13 protein-coding genes and 2 tRNA genes are annotated in these 13,942 nt (G+C 64.7%); 3 read left to right on the top strand and 12 right to left on the bottom strand.

Going from position 1 to position 13,942, the window contains the following annotated elements:
- Positions 1–12 precede the first annotated feature (12 nt).
- The 3 genes from E0E18_RS08875 to E0E18_RS08885 form a co-directional block, all read right to left on the bottom strand.
- Positions 13–753: an SDR family oxidoreductase gene (locus tag E0E18_RS08875; RefSeq protein ID WP_130840352.1), complete on the bottom strand. Its 741-nt coding sequence runs from the start codon at positions 751–753 to the stop codon at positions 13–15.
- 112 nt (positions 754–865) lie between these two features.
- A complete protein-coding gene (locus E0E18_RS08880; protein WP_066587286.1) occupies positions 866–1,540 on the bottom strand; it encodes a TetR/AcrR family transcriptional regulator in 675 nt (224 codons plus the stop codon).
- Between the two features lie 444 nt (positions 1,541–1,984).
- Complete coding sequence (locus E0E18_RS08885; RefSeq protein WP_237559708.1) at positions 1,985–3,187, bottom strand: MFS transporter; 1,203 nt, start codon at positions 3,185–3,187, stop codon at positions 1,985–1,987.
- Positions 3,188–3,294: 107 nt separating this feature from the next.
- On the opposite strand from E0E18_RS08885, the gene E0E18_RS08890 reads away from it, so the two are divergent.
- Positions 3,295–3,912 (top strand): TetR/AcrR family transcriptional regulator, encoded by a 618-nt coding sequence (locus E0E18_RS08890; protein ID WP_161972263.1) that lies wholly within the window; start codon positions 3,295–3,297, stop codon positions 3,910–3,912.
- A 208-nt stretch (positions 3,913–4,120) separates the two neighbouring features.
- Here E0E18_RS08890 and E0E18_RS08895 read toward each other — a convergent pair.
- From E0E18_RS08895 to gyrA, 4 genes are all read right to left on the bottom strand, one after another.
- Positions 4,121–4,193 (bottom strand) — tRNA-Ala (locus E0E18_RS08895).
- Between the two features lie 11 nt (positions 4,194–4,204).
- A tRNA-Ile gene (locus tag E0E18_RS08900) sits at positions 4,205–4,281 on the bottom strand.
- Positions 4,282–4,379: 98 nt separating this feature from the next.
- Positions 4,380–4,946 carry a DUF3566 domain-containing protein gene (locus E0E18_RS08905; protein ID WP_130840356.1) on the bottom strand — a complete coding sequence of 189 codons (567 nt, stop codon included), beginning with the start codon at positions 4,944–4,946 and terminating at the stop codon, positions 4,380–4,382.
- Between the two features lie 4 nt (positions 4,947–4,950).
- On the bottom strand, positions 4,951–7,464 hold the full coding sequence (gene gyrA / locus E0E18_RS08910) for a DNA gyrase subunit A (RefSeq protein ID WP_066587277.1): 2,514 nt from the start codon (positions 7,462–7,464) through the stop codon (positions 4,951–4,953).
- Positions 7,465–7,614: 150 nt separating this feature from the next.
- Between gyrA and E0E18_RS08915 the strand changes: the two genes are divergently transcribed.
- Complete coding sequence (locus E0E18_RS08915; protein ID WP_130840358.1) at positions 7,615–8,511, top strand: siderophore-interacting protein; 897 nt, start codon at positions 7,615–7,617, stop codon at positions 8,509–8,511.
- Here the strand turns inward: E0E18_RS08915 and E0E18_RS08920 are convergent.
- The 5 genes from E0E18_RS08920 to E0E18_RS08940 form a co-directional block, all read right to left on the bottom strand.
- Positions 8,496–8,966: a flavin reductase family protein gene (locus E0E18_RS08920; protein WP_130840360.1), complete on the bottom strand. Its 471-nt coding sequence runs from the start codon at positions 8,964–8,966 to the stop codon at positions 8,496–8,498. The genes E0E18_RS08915 and E0E18_RS08920 overlap by 16 nt on opposite strands.
- A 383-nt stretch (positions 8,967–9,349) precedes the next feature.
- Entirely contained in the window at positions 9,350–10,153 is an 804-nt protein-coding gene (locus E0E18_RS08925; protein ID WP_130840362.1) for an ABC transporter ATP-binding protein, read from the bottom strand.
- On the bottom strand, positions 10,150–11,193 hold the full coding sequence (locus tag E0E18_RS08930) for a taurine ABC transporter substrate-binding protein (protein WP_237559709.1): 1,044 nt from the start codon (positions 11,191–11,193) through the stop codon (positions 10,150–10,152). The genes E0E18_RS08925 and E0E18_RS08930 overlap by 4 nt, the downstream gene beginning before the upstream one ends.
- A gap of 131 nt (positions 11,194–11,324) precedes the next feature.
- Positions 11,325–12,146, bottom strand: a complete 822-nt coding sequence (locus E0E18_RS08935; RefSeq protein WP_390620338.1) for an ABC transporter permease — start codon at positions 12,144–12,146, stop codon at positions 11,325–11,327.
- A 197-nt stretch (positions 12,147–12,343) separates the two neighbouring features.
- Complete coding sequence (locus E0E18_RS08940) at positions 12,344–13,657, bottom strand: LLM class flavin-dependent oxidoreductase (protein WP_130840364.1); 1,314 nt, start codon at positions 13,655–13,657, stop codon at positions 12,344–12,346.
- 52 nt (positions 13,658–13,709) lie between these two features.
- Here E0E18_RS08940 and E0E18_RS14185 point away from each other — a divergent pair.
- Positions 13,710–13,942, top strand: a 233-nt coding sequence (locus E0E18_RS14185) for a hypothetical protein (RefSeq protein ID WP_237559710.1), incomplete at its 3' end; no start/stop codon positions are given.

Consider the following 13,942-nt stretch of genomic DNA (forward strand, 5'->3'; position numbering starts at 1 on the left):
ACGACTGTGAGATCAGGCGAGTCCGCCGTTGGTGAAGATGGTCTGCCCGTTCACCCACCGGGCGGGCCCGGCGAGGAACGCCACGGTCTCCGCGATGTCCTCCGGCTGACCAAGGCGCTCCAGGGGCGCAGCCTTCGACAGGCCAGCGATCTGCTCCCCGGTCTTGCCTTCGAGGAACAGCGGTGTAGCGGTCGGCCCAGGGGCCACGGCGTTGACGGTGATGTCCTTCCCGCGCAACTCACGTGCCAGGATCAGGGTCAGCCCCTCGACAGCGGCTTTACTGGCCACGTACGGGCCGTAGCTGGGGAACTGGGCGCGGGTGACGGTGGTGGAGAAGTTGATGATCGATCCGCCCGCACGCACCCGTCGCGCCGCCTGTTGCGAGACAAGGAACGTGCCGCGCACGTTCGTGCGCATCAGCCGGTCGAATGCATCGATGTCGTACTCCGCGATCGGTGCCAAAATCATGATCCCCGCGGTGTTCACAACCACGTCTATGCCGCCCAAGGCGTCCTCCACCTTGTCGAACAGCTTAGCCACGGCGTGTTCGTCGGCGACATCCGCGCCGACGGCGACCGCCCGTCCCCCGGCATCCGTGATCTCGGCGACGAGGTCTTCGGCCTTGGACCTGTTGCCTGCGTAGTGCACGGCCACGGCGTACCCGTCGGCGGCAAGGCGCTCGGCGACCGCCTTGCCGATACCACCGGAACCACCGGTGACGAGGGCGGTGCGGAAAGTGTTCTGAGTGTTCATGGTTGGGAATCTCCTTGTTTCCAGGATCAACGGATACCGCTCACGCGGGATGCGCGCGGGAGAGAAGGTGTGGTTCACTGCTCTCCACGGGACTGTCTGCGAGGTACGCGGGTCAGGAAGAGCGGATGCGTTCGAGCCATTCGGCCAGCAGCACCGCTTCCGCTGAGGTGAACACCTCGGAATCGGCGAGTCCGGCCAGCAGGGTCGTCGCGGCGACCTGCTGCGCCCGGTCAGCGTCCGGGGCATGGTCGGTCAGGATCGCGCGCAGGGTGGCCTCGCGCATCACGGTGGACGCGGACTGGTCGGGGTACTGCTCCGGACGCAAGATGAGTGACAGAGCGATGCCGCTGTTTGCGGCCATCACGATCTGCGCGGCTTCCCCCACCTCCAGCCCGAGTCTGCCCTGTGCCGCGACGCGTTCCAGCACCCCGCAGAGCAGCTCCATGGCCTCACCGGCCGCGACCGGCCGCGTAGGCAGCGAGCTGGCGAACACAAGCCGGTAGGCATGGGGGTTGGCCAGCGCGAATGCAGTGTGGTTGTCCCACCCGTCACGCAGATCCTGTACCGGGTCATCTGAGGCGGTGGCTGTGCGCTTCGGGGCCAGGTACTGTTCCCACACCCGATCGGCCACTGCTGCCAGCAATCCGGCCTTGTCACCGAACATGCGGTACAGCACCGGTTGTCCGATACCGGCAGCCTCACACACTGCACGCGTGGAAAAATCACCGGTATCTGATGCAGCGAACAGCTCCACCGCACGATCCAGAATCATTGATTTCTCAACCATGAAATCAACGATAACATATCGTAGCTCCCCTGACCTTCTCCGGTGGATGCCGGTGTTCGAACCCGCAGAACCGCCACATCACCTCGACGCTGATCACCAGGCAGCAGAATGAGCGGACCGCCACGACGCCGGGCTCCCGGAGACGGGTCTGCCCTGCCTGAAACGATGACCGGGCCGGGTAACGCGCGGAAATCTGCCACGACAGAAGCGAACCGAGTTGGCACCGGGACCGAGGCAGTGCACCGCGCCACCCCGTCGTATGCCAGCACCTTCAGGGATGGCCCGTGTCAACAGGGTCCCGGACCTCACTCCCCCGGTTCCCGTTTCTGCTCCGCTCGCCGACAGGGAATGACAGGCACCGTGCGGCGATGCCGAGCGGTCCGGCCATCGATGTGCTGTCCTGCTCCGGAATGAACAGGTGCGGTGATGCCTGTACAGAAGGCGTCACAGCCGTGGGCCCGGTCTGAAGGCATGACGGCGCGCCACAAGTACGATCAGGAACGCGACGGCCGCCAGCGTGCCCACGACGGGCGGAAGTGCCCCTGCGGTGCTGTCGGCGAGGATGACTCCTCCGAGCGCGCCACCACCGAAAATCGCGAGATTCCAGGTCACGGTCATCATTGCCTGGGCGACATCGCCGTCCGTGCCGGCAGCATCGGCCAGCGCGGTCTGCAACTGCGTAGCCGCCCCGCCGAACGTCAGACCCCACAGGATGACCGAGGCCCAGAACGCCATCGGCATGCCTCCTGCGGCCATCAGGACGACCCCGGTCACGGCGAATACCGCGGTCGCGGTCAGCACGAGGACACGCAGCATGCGGTCGACGAGGACACCGGTGATCCAGATGCTCACCAGCGAGGACAGGCCGAACACGAGCAGCGCGAGATCGACGCGTACGCCTACGCCCGTCCAGGCGATGTACGGGGCGATGTAGGTGTAGAGGAGGTTGTGGCCCAGCATCCACACGAGTGCCGTGACGAGGATCGGCGCGACGCCCGGCAACCACATCACACGGAAGAGGGGCGTACGGTCCCCCTCACCCTGACCGGGACGGTCCGGGACTCCGAGGAGAACCCACACGATGAGGATGGCTGCCGCCAATGACATGACGACGAAGGCCCATCGCCAACCTAACCCCGTTCCCAGGAGTGTTCCCAGCGGGGTACCGATCGACAGGGCGATAGGCGTGCCGACCATCGCCACCGCCATGGCCCGACCACTCTGCCGGGGAGGGACAAGGCGGCGGGCGTAGCCGGCGAGCATGCCCCACAACAGCCCGGAGAACGCTCCCGCGACACCGCGGGCCACAAGCGCAAACTCATATGTGGGGGTCAGCGCAGTGGCGAGGTTCGCCACAAGAAACCCGGAGGCCCCGATGACCAGCAGTGGCTTGCGCCGCATCCCCCGGGTCAGGGCGATCGCGGGAAGGGCGGCGATCACCGTACCGGCGGCATACAGACTCACCCACTGTCCCGCCGCCGACTCACTCACGTCGAGGCCGGCGGCGATCTGCGGCAGGAGACCGGCGGGCATCGTCTCGGTCATGATGCATACGAATCCTGCCAGCGCCAGCGCCAGAAGCGCCCCGACGGGGAGCCTCGGATCAGTGTCAGATGTGTTCGCTGTCTCTCTCATCGTTTCAGTCACACGCCCTCCTCTATTTATGGATCGATTGTGCCATAACTAGGTTGCCACGGGTCAGGTAACTGAGCAAACTAGTTATGGCACGACCAACCCAGTGGAGAGGAACTCATATGCCTTCCCCCCGTAGCCCGGGACGACCGAGACGATTCGACGAAGACGAGGCGCTGGAAGCAGCGCTGCTGGTGTTCTGGCGCTGCGGGTACGCGGAGGCATCCATGAGCGCCCTGCGTGAGGCGATGGGAATGTCGAGCGCGAGCATCGAAAACGCCTTCGGCTCCAAGGCGGAACTGTTCTCGAAGGTGATCGAGTACTACCTCACCCGCTATGGCGCAGTCACCGAGGCCGCCACCGATCTCCAGTTGCCTCCCCGCGAAGCGCTACGGACTGCACTGGTGCAGTCGCTGGAGATGCAGACGGACCCGGCTCACCCGCCGGGATGCCTGATCGCCCTCACCTCACCGGCAGCATCACACCGCAACGCAGACACAGCACTGCTGGGAACCCGTGCACGCAACATCACGAGAGCGCGCATACGGACGGCGATCGAACGCGGAATCAGCGCCGGCGATCTTCCCGACTCCACCGACGTGGACGGCCTCACTACGACGTTCGACTCCTATCTGCTCGGGCTCTCCGTCGAAGTCTGCGACGGAGTACCCGCCAAGGCACTCCACTCGTCGATCGACTACGTCATGAATGCGTGGATGAGTGTAGTCAACAACGAGTGAACACAGCGGACCGGAAAGCGCCGCAGTTTCAAGGCCGACTACAGAACCTTGCGCTGTCAAAGCGAATCGTCACTGTGACGCTGGACAGGGATTTCGATCACTAAGGTCGAGTTAAGAGTGCGGACCTGCAGAGACCCGAGGGCAGGCCAAAGACAGAAAGGCCCCCATTCCGAAACCGGAATGAGGGCCTGACCTGATACTTCGCTTGTGGAGCTGAGGGGAATCGAACCCCTGACCTTCTGCTTGCAAAGCAGATGCTCTACCAATTGAGCTACAGCCCCGGAAAGTCCGTTGGTGGGCCTAGCAGGATTTGAACCTGCGACCTCGTCATTATCAGTGACGCGCTCTAACCACCTGAGCTATAGGCCCCTCGAACGAATGGAAACTATACAGCCCCCGCGGAGAAACAAGCAAACTACCTGTTCAGGACATGTTTCCCGGGAAAGGCGTTCCCGGGTCACATGACCTCAGTCTGTGCTCTTCATGCCCGGAGGATCCGTACGCGCACCCCATCCTTCCGACGCCGGTCCTGTCCCGGGCACCTCGTCGGCGTCCTCCGGCGGTGTGGTGTCACCCGGCCTGAAGTCACCCGGGGCGTCCTGCCCGGTGTCCTGCACGACACTTTCCCCGGTGTCCTCCCCGGCGTCCTCCACCGGGACGAGGGTGACCCGCAGGCCCCCCACATAGTGCGCGATACCGTTGTAGATGACCGCACACAGGGGACAGAGCAGAACCAGGGCCACGACCTCGACCGCACCCAGCGCAGCCGCGACACCGAAGTACATTCCGGCACTGACACCGTCCGAGGCAAGAAGGTCTCCCGCCAGGCTGTTCACCCGGTCACGGATACCGGTCGCTCCGAGCAGGATGTAGATCAGTGCCGCGGCGGCCATCCACGCGACGAACAGGCACGCGCCCACACCCGCCCCGATCCGGGCGGCACTGCCGGGGCCGACGGACCGGACAATGCTGACGGTTGCGACCGCGTCGTCGCCGGAGCCGTCTCCCTCTGCTGCGGGCCCGTCGTCAGTCACGGCGTCAGCTCTCGCTGTCGTTGTCGGCGACCTGCTGGGCTGATTCCTCACCCTCGTCCTCGACGTTCCTGTCGATGGCGAGGAGTTCCACACCCTTGTCCAGGTCGACGAGCCGGACACCCATGGTCGCCCGCGAGGTCTTGCGGATCTGCGCGACCCCGGTGCGGATGATGACCCCGGCACTGGTGACGGCGAAGATCTCGTCATCCTCGTTGACCACGACAGCTCCGATGAGCTTGCCCCGTTTCGGGTCGTACTTGAAGGTCACCACGCCCATCGTTCCGCGACCCTTCACGGGGTACTCCTCCATCGGGGTGCGCTTGCCGTAGCCGCCGGAAGTGGCGACGAGCAGGCACGAATCCTCCCTCACCACGGTGAGTGCGAGCAGCTGGTCCTCACCCCGGAAACGCATGCCCTTGACACCTGCGGTGGCCCGGCCCATGGGCCGCAACGTGTCATCGTCGGCGGTGAAGCGCAGCGCCTGGCCCTCCTCGGAGACCAGGAGGAGGTCATCGTCACCGGTGCACAGCTGCGCACCGATGAGCTTGTCGCCCTCGTTGAGGTTGATGGCGATGAGGCCGCCGGAGCGTGCGGTGTCGTAGTCGGTGAGCCGTGACTTTTTCACCCGCCCCTGCTGGGTGGCGAGAACTAGGTACGGGGCGTCCTCGAACGACTGGATCTGGATGATCTCCGCGATCTGCTCGCCTGGCTGGAACTCCAGCAGGTTGGCGACGTGCTGGCCGCGGGCCGTACGCGACGCCTCGGGAAGTTCATAGGCCTTCAGCCGGTACACGCGACCGAAGTTGGTGAAGAACATGATGATGTCGTGCGTGGAGCAGACGAAGAAGTGACGGACGATGTCGTCCTGCTTCAGCTCCGCTCCCCTGACACCCTTGCCACCGCGGCGCTGCGACCGGTAGCTGTCGACCTTGGTGCGCTTGGCGTAACCGGTGGAGGTGATCGTGACGACCACGTTCTCCCGGGCGATGAGGTCCTCCTCGGACACGTCACCGGTCGCACCGATGATCTCGGTGCGACGCTCGTCGCCGAACTTCTCTACGATCTCGGCGAGCTCGTCATGGACGATCGTCCGCTGGCGTTCCGGGGACGCCAAGATCGCCTTGAGGTCGGCGATCGTCGCCTCGATCTCGGCGAGTTCGTCGATGATCTTCTGACGTTCCAGAGCTGCCAGGCGGCGCAGCTGCATCGCCAGGATGGCGTCCGCCTGGATGTCGTCGATGTCCAGCAGGTCCCTCAGGCCTTCGCGGGCGATGTCGACCGTCGCCGACCTGCGGATCAGGGCGATGACCTCGTCGAGAGCGTCGAGGGCCTTGACCAGTCCCCGCAGTATGTGGGCGCGCTTCTCCGCTTCATCGAGGCGGAACTGGGTACGCCGGACGATGACCTCGATCTGGTGGCGTACGTACAGCCGCAGCATCTGGTCGAGACGCAGGGTACGGGGCACACTGTCGACGATGGACAGCATGTTGGCACCGAAGCTGGTCTGTAGCTGGGAGTGCTTGTACAGGTTGTTGAGCACGACCCTCGGGACGGCGTCCCTCTTGAGGGTGACGACGATCCTCATACCGACACGGTCAGAGGATTCATCGTCGATCTTCGCGATTCCGGCGATTTTGCCGTCACGGACCTGCTCGGCGATGGAGGAGACGAGATTGTCGGGATTGACCATGTACGGCAGCTCGGTGATGACGATCGTCTGCCGGTTGCCGTCCTCCTCGATGGTGGAACGCCCCCGCATCCGGATCGAGCCGCGGCCGGTGGTGTAGGCGTCCCTGATCCCCTGGTCCCCGACGATGAGGCCGGCTGTCGGGAAATCCGGGCCCTTGACGCGTTCCATGCACGCGTCCAGCGCGGTCTGCTCGTCAGCCTCCGGGTTCTCCAGCAGCCAGAAGATCGCCTCGGCCAGTTCGTTGAGGTTGTGCGGCGGGATATTTGTCGCCATACCGACGGCGATCCCGCTGGAACCGTTCATCAGCAGGTTCGGCACGCGGGACGGCAGGACATCCGGTTCCTGGGACTTGCCGTCGTAGTTCGGGGAGAAGTCGACCGTGTTCTCCCTGATGTCACGCACCATCTCCAGCGCCAGGGGGGTCAGCCGGCACTCCGTGTACCTCATGGCGGCGGGCCCGTCATTGCCGCGCGAGCCGAAGTTCCCCTGTCCGTCGACGAGCGGGTACCGCATGACCCACGGCTGGGCGAGACGGCACAGGGTGTCGTAGATGGCCGTGTCACCGTGCGGATGGTAGTGCCCCATGGTCTCGGCGACCGGTCGGGCGGACTTCACGTAGCTGCGGTCGGGTCGGAAGCCGTTGTCGTACATCGCGTAGATCACGCGCCGGTGCACCGGCTTCATGCCGTCGCGGACCTCGGGAAGGGCCCGGCCCACGATCACGCTCATCGCGTAGTCGATGTAGCTGTTCCGCATCTCCTCGGTGAGGTCGATGGGGGTGATGCGGTCGAACAGCGTCTCGCCGCCGCCGTTGGTGTCGTCGCTCACGTAGTGCGATCCCTTCTGGCTGACTAGATATGACCTGACCATTCTAGCACGTCAGGGGATATATTTTCCGCCGGTCACCGGAGGCGGGACGGCTGCGGCGTCGACCACTGTCCCACCGGTCGTTCCGCTAGTGAGGCTATCCTGGCCACCATGACTGACAACCCCCGGCAGCCGGCCCGACGTCGGCGTCCCGCCCCCGGTCCTGCGACCGTGACAGCTACCCGCCGCATCCCCGGCGGCATGGTCCGCCTCACCCTGACCCCGGAGAAACCTGTTTCAGCGATGGACCTGCAGTACACCGACCACTACGTGAAGCTTCTCTTCCCCCCCGTCGGGGCGACCTGGTCCTGGGATGACGCCACGATCGACCCTGCCACCGTCCGGGACGTGCTGCCGAAGGAACAGCTTCCCGTCATGCGGACGTATACGCTGCGCAGCTGGGACACGGAGGCGAACACCGTCGACATCGACTTCGTGATCCACGGTGACCAGGGGATCGCCGGTCCGTGGGCCGCCGAGGTGCAGCCCGGGGCCCGCATCGCCTTCGCCGGCCCCGGCGGGGCGTGGCGTCCTTCCCCCGGGTACAGCAGGTACGTGTTCGCCGGGGACGAGTCCGCGGCTCCGGCGATTTTCGCCGGAGTGGAGAACCTTCCGGCCGGCAGCAGTGCCGAGGTCTTCCTCGAGGAGGAGGACGCCGCGCACGCCCTCGACGCTCCCCTCGCCCCTGAGGGGTCAGAGGTGACTGTCCACCGGGTGTACCGTGACGGCGCGGTGCACGGAACTGAACTTGTCCGGGCGGTCGTGGAGTCCGGTCTGGCCGCCGAGGCGGCATCCGGTACACGGACCTCCTGGTTCGTCCACGGTGTCGCGGAGATGATCCGCGATCTGCGGCGTCACCTCTTCGTCGACAACGGCCTTGACCGGGCTGACGTGTCGATCTCGGGTTACTGGAGGCTCGGGATGGTCGAGGACGAGTGGCAGGCGAGCAAGAGGGAGTTCAACGCCGAGATCGAGGCCGCCGAGGCGGCCGCTCAGGCCGCGAGGTAGAGGTAGGGACGCTGCGCGTCCGCCACTTCCCCGGTTTCGCGACCGGTGACGTGGAGGAGGGCGACAATGTGGTTGCCCGCGTCGAACTCCTGGTACAGGCGGGTGGTGAGATGGACAGCGGCACCGTCGACCAGGCCCGCTCCGTTGTGGTCACGGTGGAGTGACTTCGGGAGGCGCTCACGGGTGAACTGCCCCGCGGCGAGTGTCTGCAGGGGGTTGAGCACCGAGATTCCCAGTGTGGGGGCGGATCGCAGTGCATTCCAGTCCAAACTGTCGGCAGGGACGCGGACGGAGACCAGCCCCGGGGCCAGACTCTCGTCGAAGAAAGAGTCGATGACCACACACATCATCCGACGGTCGACTTCAGCGGCAAGAACTGCCAGCGGAAGACGTGCCCGGTCGGAGACTGTTCCCTTGTCGGTGGCGACTGCGGCCGCCTGGAGTGCTGTGGTCATGGGTACAAGTAGACCACTCGGTCTGCGACAGTGCAAGTGCCAGTGCTGCTGAATGGTGCGTATATGCAGGTCAGACCGTGAAAATATCATAGACAGATCGGTCTGTGAAGGACCTTCGGAAACGACAGATGCACAGCCGATTCCCTGATTGCCCGTCATCATGACCGTGCCCCCCCGTGACCTCGGGGAAAGGTCACCGGCCCCGGCACAGCTTCCTCGCCCTGCAGTCCGGCCTGGTGGTGGCGGTCCGGCCTGGTGGTGGCGGTCCGGCCTGGTGGTGGCGGTCCGGCCTGGTGGTGAAAGAAGCAAGGGGAAGTCATCCGGGAACTCTTCATCCCGGACGCCCTTCACGTCCTCGCTCCGTGTGCGCGGGTGCACTCTCCCTATGCGGTGGCATGGGCGCGGTTGATGGACTCCGTCACCTGGTGGCGGAGAAGCACAAAATCAGGATCCGCCGTCAGTGCCCGCAAACGCTCCTGGAGAGTTTCACGTGAAACCTCCCCGTCGTCCAGATCCACTCGGAGGTGTTCCGGGACAACCACATCCTCGATAACCCTCCCCGGACCCGCCGCCATCACGATCACCCGGTGGCCGAGGAGAAGCGCCTCCTCCACGCTGTGGGTCACGAAGATGATGGTCGGGCGCTTCTTCGCCCAGACTCGCAGCAGCTCCGCCTGCAGCTGCTCCCGGGTAAAAGGATCCAGAGCGCCGAAAGGCTCGTCCATGAGTACATAGCGGGGACCTGCAGCCAGCACCCTCGCAATCTGGGTACGTTGCTGCATCCCCCCGGAAAGCTCATGAGGCAGCCGCTCCGCGGCGTCCCCCAGTCCCACGAGCTCTATGAGTTCATCGGCACTCTCCTTCTGGGAGATGTCCCCCGAGTAGCGGTACGCCAACCGCACATTGTCGCGTACCGAGTACCACGGCAGAAGTGTGGGCTGCTGAAAGACCACTCCCCTTTCCGGATCGGCACCCTCCACCGGATGGCCGTCGACATCCAGGGTGCCGGAGGACGGCTTCAGGAAGCCGGCCAGGATCCGTAGCAGAGTCGATTTACCGCACCCGGAGGGGCCGACAAGACACACGGTCTCCTCCGCGGGAACGGACAACGACACCTCCTCGAGTGCGTGGACCCTGCCGGCAGTTTCTGTCTCGTAGTACTGCGAGACTCTCTCGAGAGTGATCACTGAATGTCCTTCCAGAGGTCGGGTCGGGTCGCCGCCGCATAGGCGTCTGCAGGCTTCACGGAGGGAATCTCACCCTGATCACGAAGGAACTCCGCCGTCGAGTAAAGTGCGCCGGCCACCTCGGCAAGGTACTCCGGTTCCTCACTGCCGTGGATGAAGATCTGGCCCTCGATCTGTCGGGACGCCGAATCCTCATCCATTCCGGACGCTGATGCATTGACCTTTCCGAAGTCATCCGGATCTTCGTCGGCATGGTCGACAACCCAGGCCTCCAGCTCCAGGAAAACCCGGAGAAGCTCACTGTTTCCGTCGATCCAGGGGTTCGTCGCCAGAGTGACATTGTAGGTGGCGTGTCCCGCTGCAGCCTGCTCCTCGGAGTCCGTGAGAACGTGCCCCTGCGGGGCTCCCCCGGTTCCCTGCTTGAGTTGTTCCAACGTCGGGTCCCAGACATACGCCGCGTCGATCTGGTCAGACTTCCAGGCAGCAGGAAGCTTGTCGGGCGAGATATTGACGATCTCCACGTCGCGCTGCGGATCCAGTCCGGCATCTATCAGGGCATTGAGCAGACTGTAGTGGGCTGTCGAGGAGAAGGGCACGGCAATCCGCTGCCCCTTGAGTTCGGGGACGGATGTTGCCTTCTTCGCAACCAGAGCCTCGGTCGCGCCGATGACCGAGTTGGCGGAGATCACGGACACATCGAGATTCAACGGTGCACTCAGTGCTTTGGTGGTCGGAGTGGATCCCAGTGCCGCCATGTCCACAGATCCTGCCGCAAAGCCCTGCACTATGTCCTGGCCCGTAGGGAAACGGGTCCAGGAGATCTCAGCGTTGGGGAGACAGGCTTCAGCAAGTCCCTGGTCCTGTGTGTAGAGATCGGCTGCCGGTCCACCCAGGTAGCCGATCCGCAGGGATCCGCCGGCTTCCGCTGGAGTCACCGGACAGGTGGCGTCTTCAGCACCGCCTGCCCATTCATCGGCAGGAGGGCCGACACAGGACGTCAACGCCAGGCCGGAAACGGCGATGACGGCTGCACCCGCCACCCGGCGAGAGCGTTTCACGTGAAACCGTGGGACTGCTCCGGCAGCGTTCCGCGCTTCTGTGGTCCGGACCCTGCGGGCCGACACCTTCACCGGCAAGGCCGGCGATGAAACAGGGGTGTCCTTGTACGTGGTCACTGCTTCGTCCTCCAGGGTGCATAGGTACGCTCCACCCACAGCAGAAGCTGATCGAGGAGAAGAGCTGCGATACCGATGACGATGATGCACGCAATCGCCAACGAGGTGTCCAGCTGGGTGCCGGATATGTAGGCGAGTCCACCGATGCCGGGGATGCCGTCGTTCATTTCAGCGGCAACGATCGCGGACCAGCAGAGCCCGGACGCCAGCCTCACACCGTTGATGATGTCAGGCAGAGCTCCGGGAAGCAGCACGGTCCGGAACACCTGGACACGGCTCGCCCCCAACGACTCGGTCGCCAGAATCCAGTCCCGGCGAACTCCGGTCACACCGACGAGCGTTGACACGGCCACGGTCGGAAACGCTGCCAGAAACAGCAGGACGACCTTCGACTGGTCCCCGATACCGAACCAGACAATGAGAAGTCCTATGTAGCCCAGTGGCGGAAGGGCCCGGAGAAAGGACAGGTAGGGTTCCACCACTGAACGGACCCCGCGGCTACTGCCGAGCAACCATCCGAGCAGCACCCCGACCACTGTGCCGGCCCCCAGTCCGACCGCTATGCGCTGGATGGTGGCCAGCAGATGCTGCCACAGGAAGTATCCCTGGACACCGCACTCCGGACGACCGCTCCCTGAAGCCGACTGACACAGGTTCGTGGTGACAAGCCTGTCGGCCACCTCACCCGGACCCGGGAGAACCACCGGGTCCAGACCCCCGAAGCGGGCGACTGCCCACCATACTGCGATGACACCTGCAAGCGTGCCGAGATGCAGAGGTATCCGTCGCCGACGCAGGCCTGCAAGCAGACGTGACACGCCACCATGACCCCCCTCCCCTGCTCCACCGAGGGCGGGACCGCCGGGCACAGAGTCGACGGGCACAGAGTCGACGGAGACGACACTGACAGAGGCACTGCCTCTTGACGCAGTGCCGTCAGAACTACCTCCCCCTCCCGAGACACTGTCGGGTGAACGGACGTCCGGGACTGAACCGGGTGAAGCACCGGAAGGCGTCATGACGCACCTCCGACAGAGCTGACTGCGGCATGGTCGGCGGAGGTGTCGATAACCGGGTTGATCTGTGTCCCGGAGAGTGCTCCGGCCGGTTTCCCTCCCACGGAGGAGCCGGTCTCAGAAGAAACAGAGGGTACCCGAGGTTCAGGGTGATTCGTCACTGTGACGCCACGGCGAAGTAGTGCGGGAACCGTTCCCTCGCCGACGTAGAAGCCCTCCTCCAGGTGCGGATAACCGGAGAGGATGAAGTGGCGGATACCCGCGGCACGGAATCTGTCGATGTTCTCCGCCACCTGATCATGGGAACCGACGAGCGCGGTACCCGCACCACCCCGGACCAGACCGATCCCCGACCACAGTCCGGGGAAGAACTCCAGGTCCCTGGCGTCCCCTCCCTGGCGGAACGCCGCACCACGACCGTGGATCTCCGCGATCCGACGCTGACTCTCAGACTGCGAGGTCCTCAGACCTGCCTGGGCCCGGGCCACGGCGTCCGGGTCGAGGGAATCATAGAGCCTCTGGGCGGACGCCCAGGCCTCTTCCTCGGTGTCCCGCGAAATGACGTGGAGACGTATACCGTACTCGAGCGTTCTGCCATACTCTGCCGCCCGGGCCGCTACCCGCGACAGCTTCTCCGCGACCTCGTCCGGATGCTCCCCCCATGTCAGGTAGACCTCGGCCCGCCTGGCCGCCACCTCGATACCGGCCGGTGAGGAACCACCGAAGAAGATCCTCGGCACCACCCGGGGCCTGCGGGCCAGAACGCCACCTTCAATCCGGACGTGTTCTCCTTCATAGTTCACCGGACCGAGTTCGGACCACAGTCGGGAGGCGGCGTCGAGGGCTTCGTCGGCGATGGCGTACCGTTCCTCCTTCGTCGTGTGGTCTCCGAAGGACCGTTGTTCGGCGTCCTCCCCTCCGACCACCACGTTAAGTAGCAGGCGGTTGTCCGAGAGTTCCTGGTAGGTCTGCACCTGCTGGGCGAGCAACGCAGCGGGAACCAGACTGGGGCGGAAGGCGACAAGGAACTTCAGCCGGTCCGTTGCGCTGAGCAGTGCGGCTGTCGTGAGCCAGGAATCCTGGCACCAGCGTCCGGTCGGGGTGAGGACGGACTCGAATCCGTTGTACTCTGCGGCCTGTGCCAGTTGGGTAAGATACCGCAGGTCAGGGAATCGGTCACCGACCTCGGCACCGGCTCCGTGACCCCCTCCCACGATCCCCCGGGAGTCGCCGTTGGTGGGAAGGAACCAGTGGAGTGTCACTTCCGGGGACGGGGGCAGTGACAGGGGCAGTTCGGTGGATGTCGTCGTCATGGGCTCCGAGTAGACCACCCTGTCTGTTCCCGGCTCCACCGTTCCATTCGCCGTGAGCGGAACGGGTCCCACCTCCCGCTTTGCAAGAGTACAGACAGAGCGGGTCTCTTATACACATCGGACGCTGCCGACGAAGAGGATAGGGGAGAGCTCGGGGGGAGGCGGGTTATTAAAAAAAAACAAAAAGAGAGGCGAGGGGAGAGAACGGGAGGGTGAGGCGAAGATGGAAGAGAGGAGGGGAGAAGAAAGCGACGCGGGGGGGAGGAGTAGCGGAGAGGGGGGGGG

This window comes from Corynebacterium neomassiliense, assembly GCF_900626215.1.
In the GTDB taxonomy this organism is placed as follows: domain Bacteria; phylum Actinomycetota; class Actinomycetes; order Mycobacteriales; family Mycobacteriaceae; genus Corynebacterium; species Corynebacterium neomassiliense.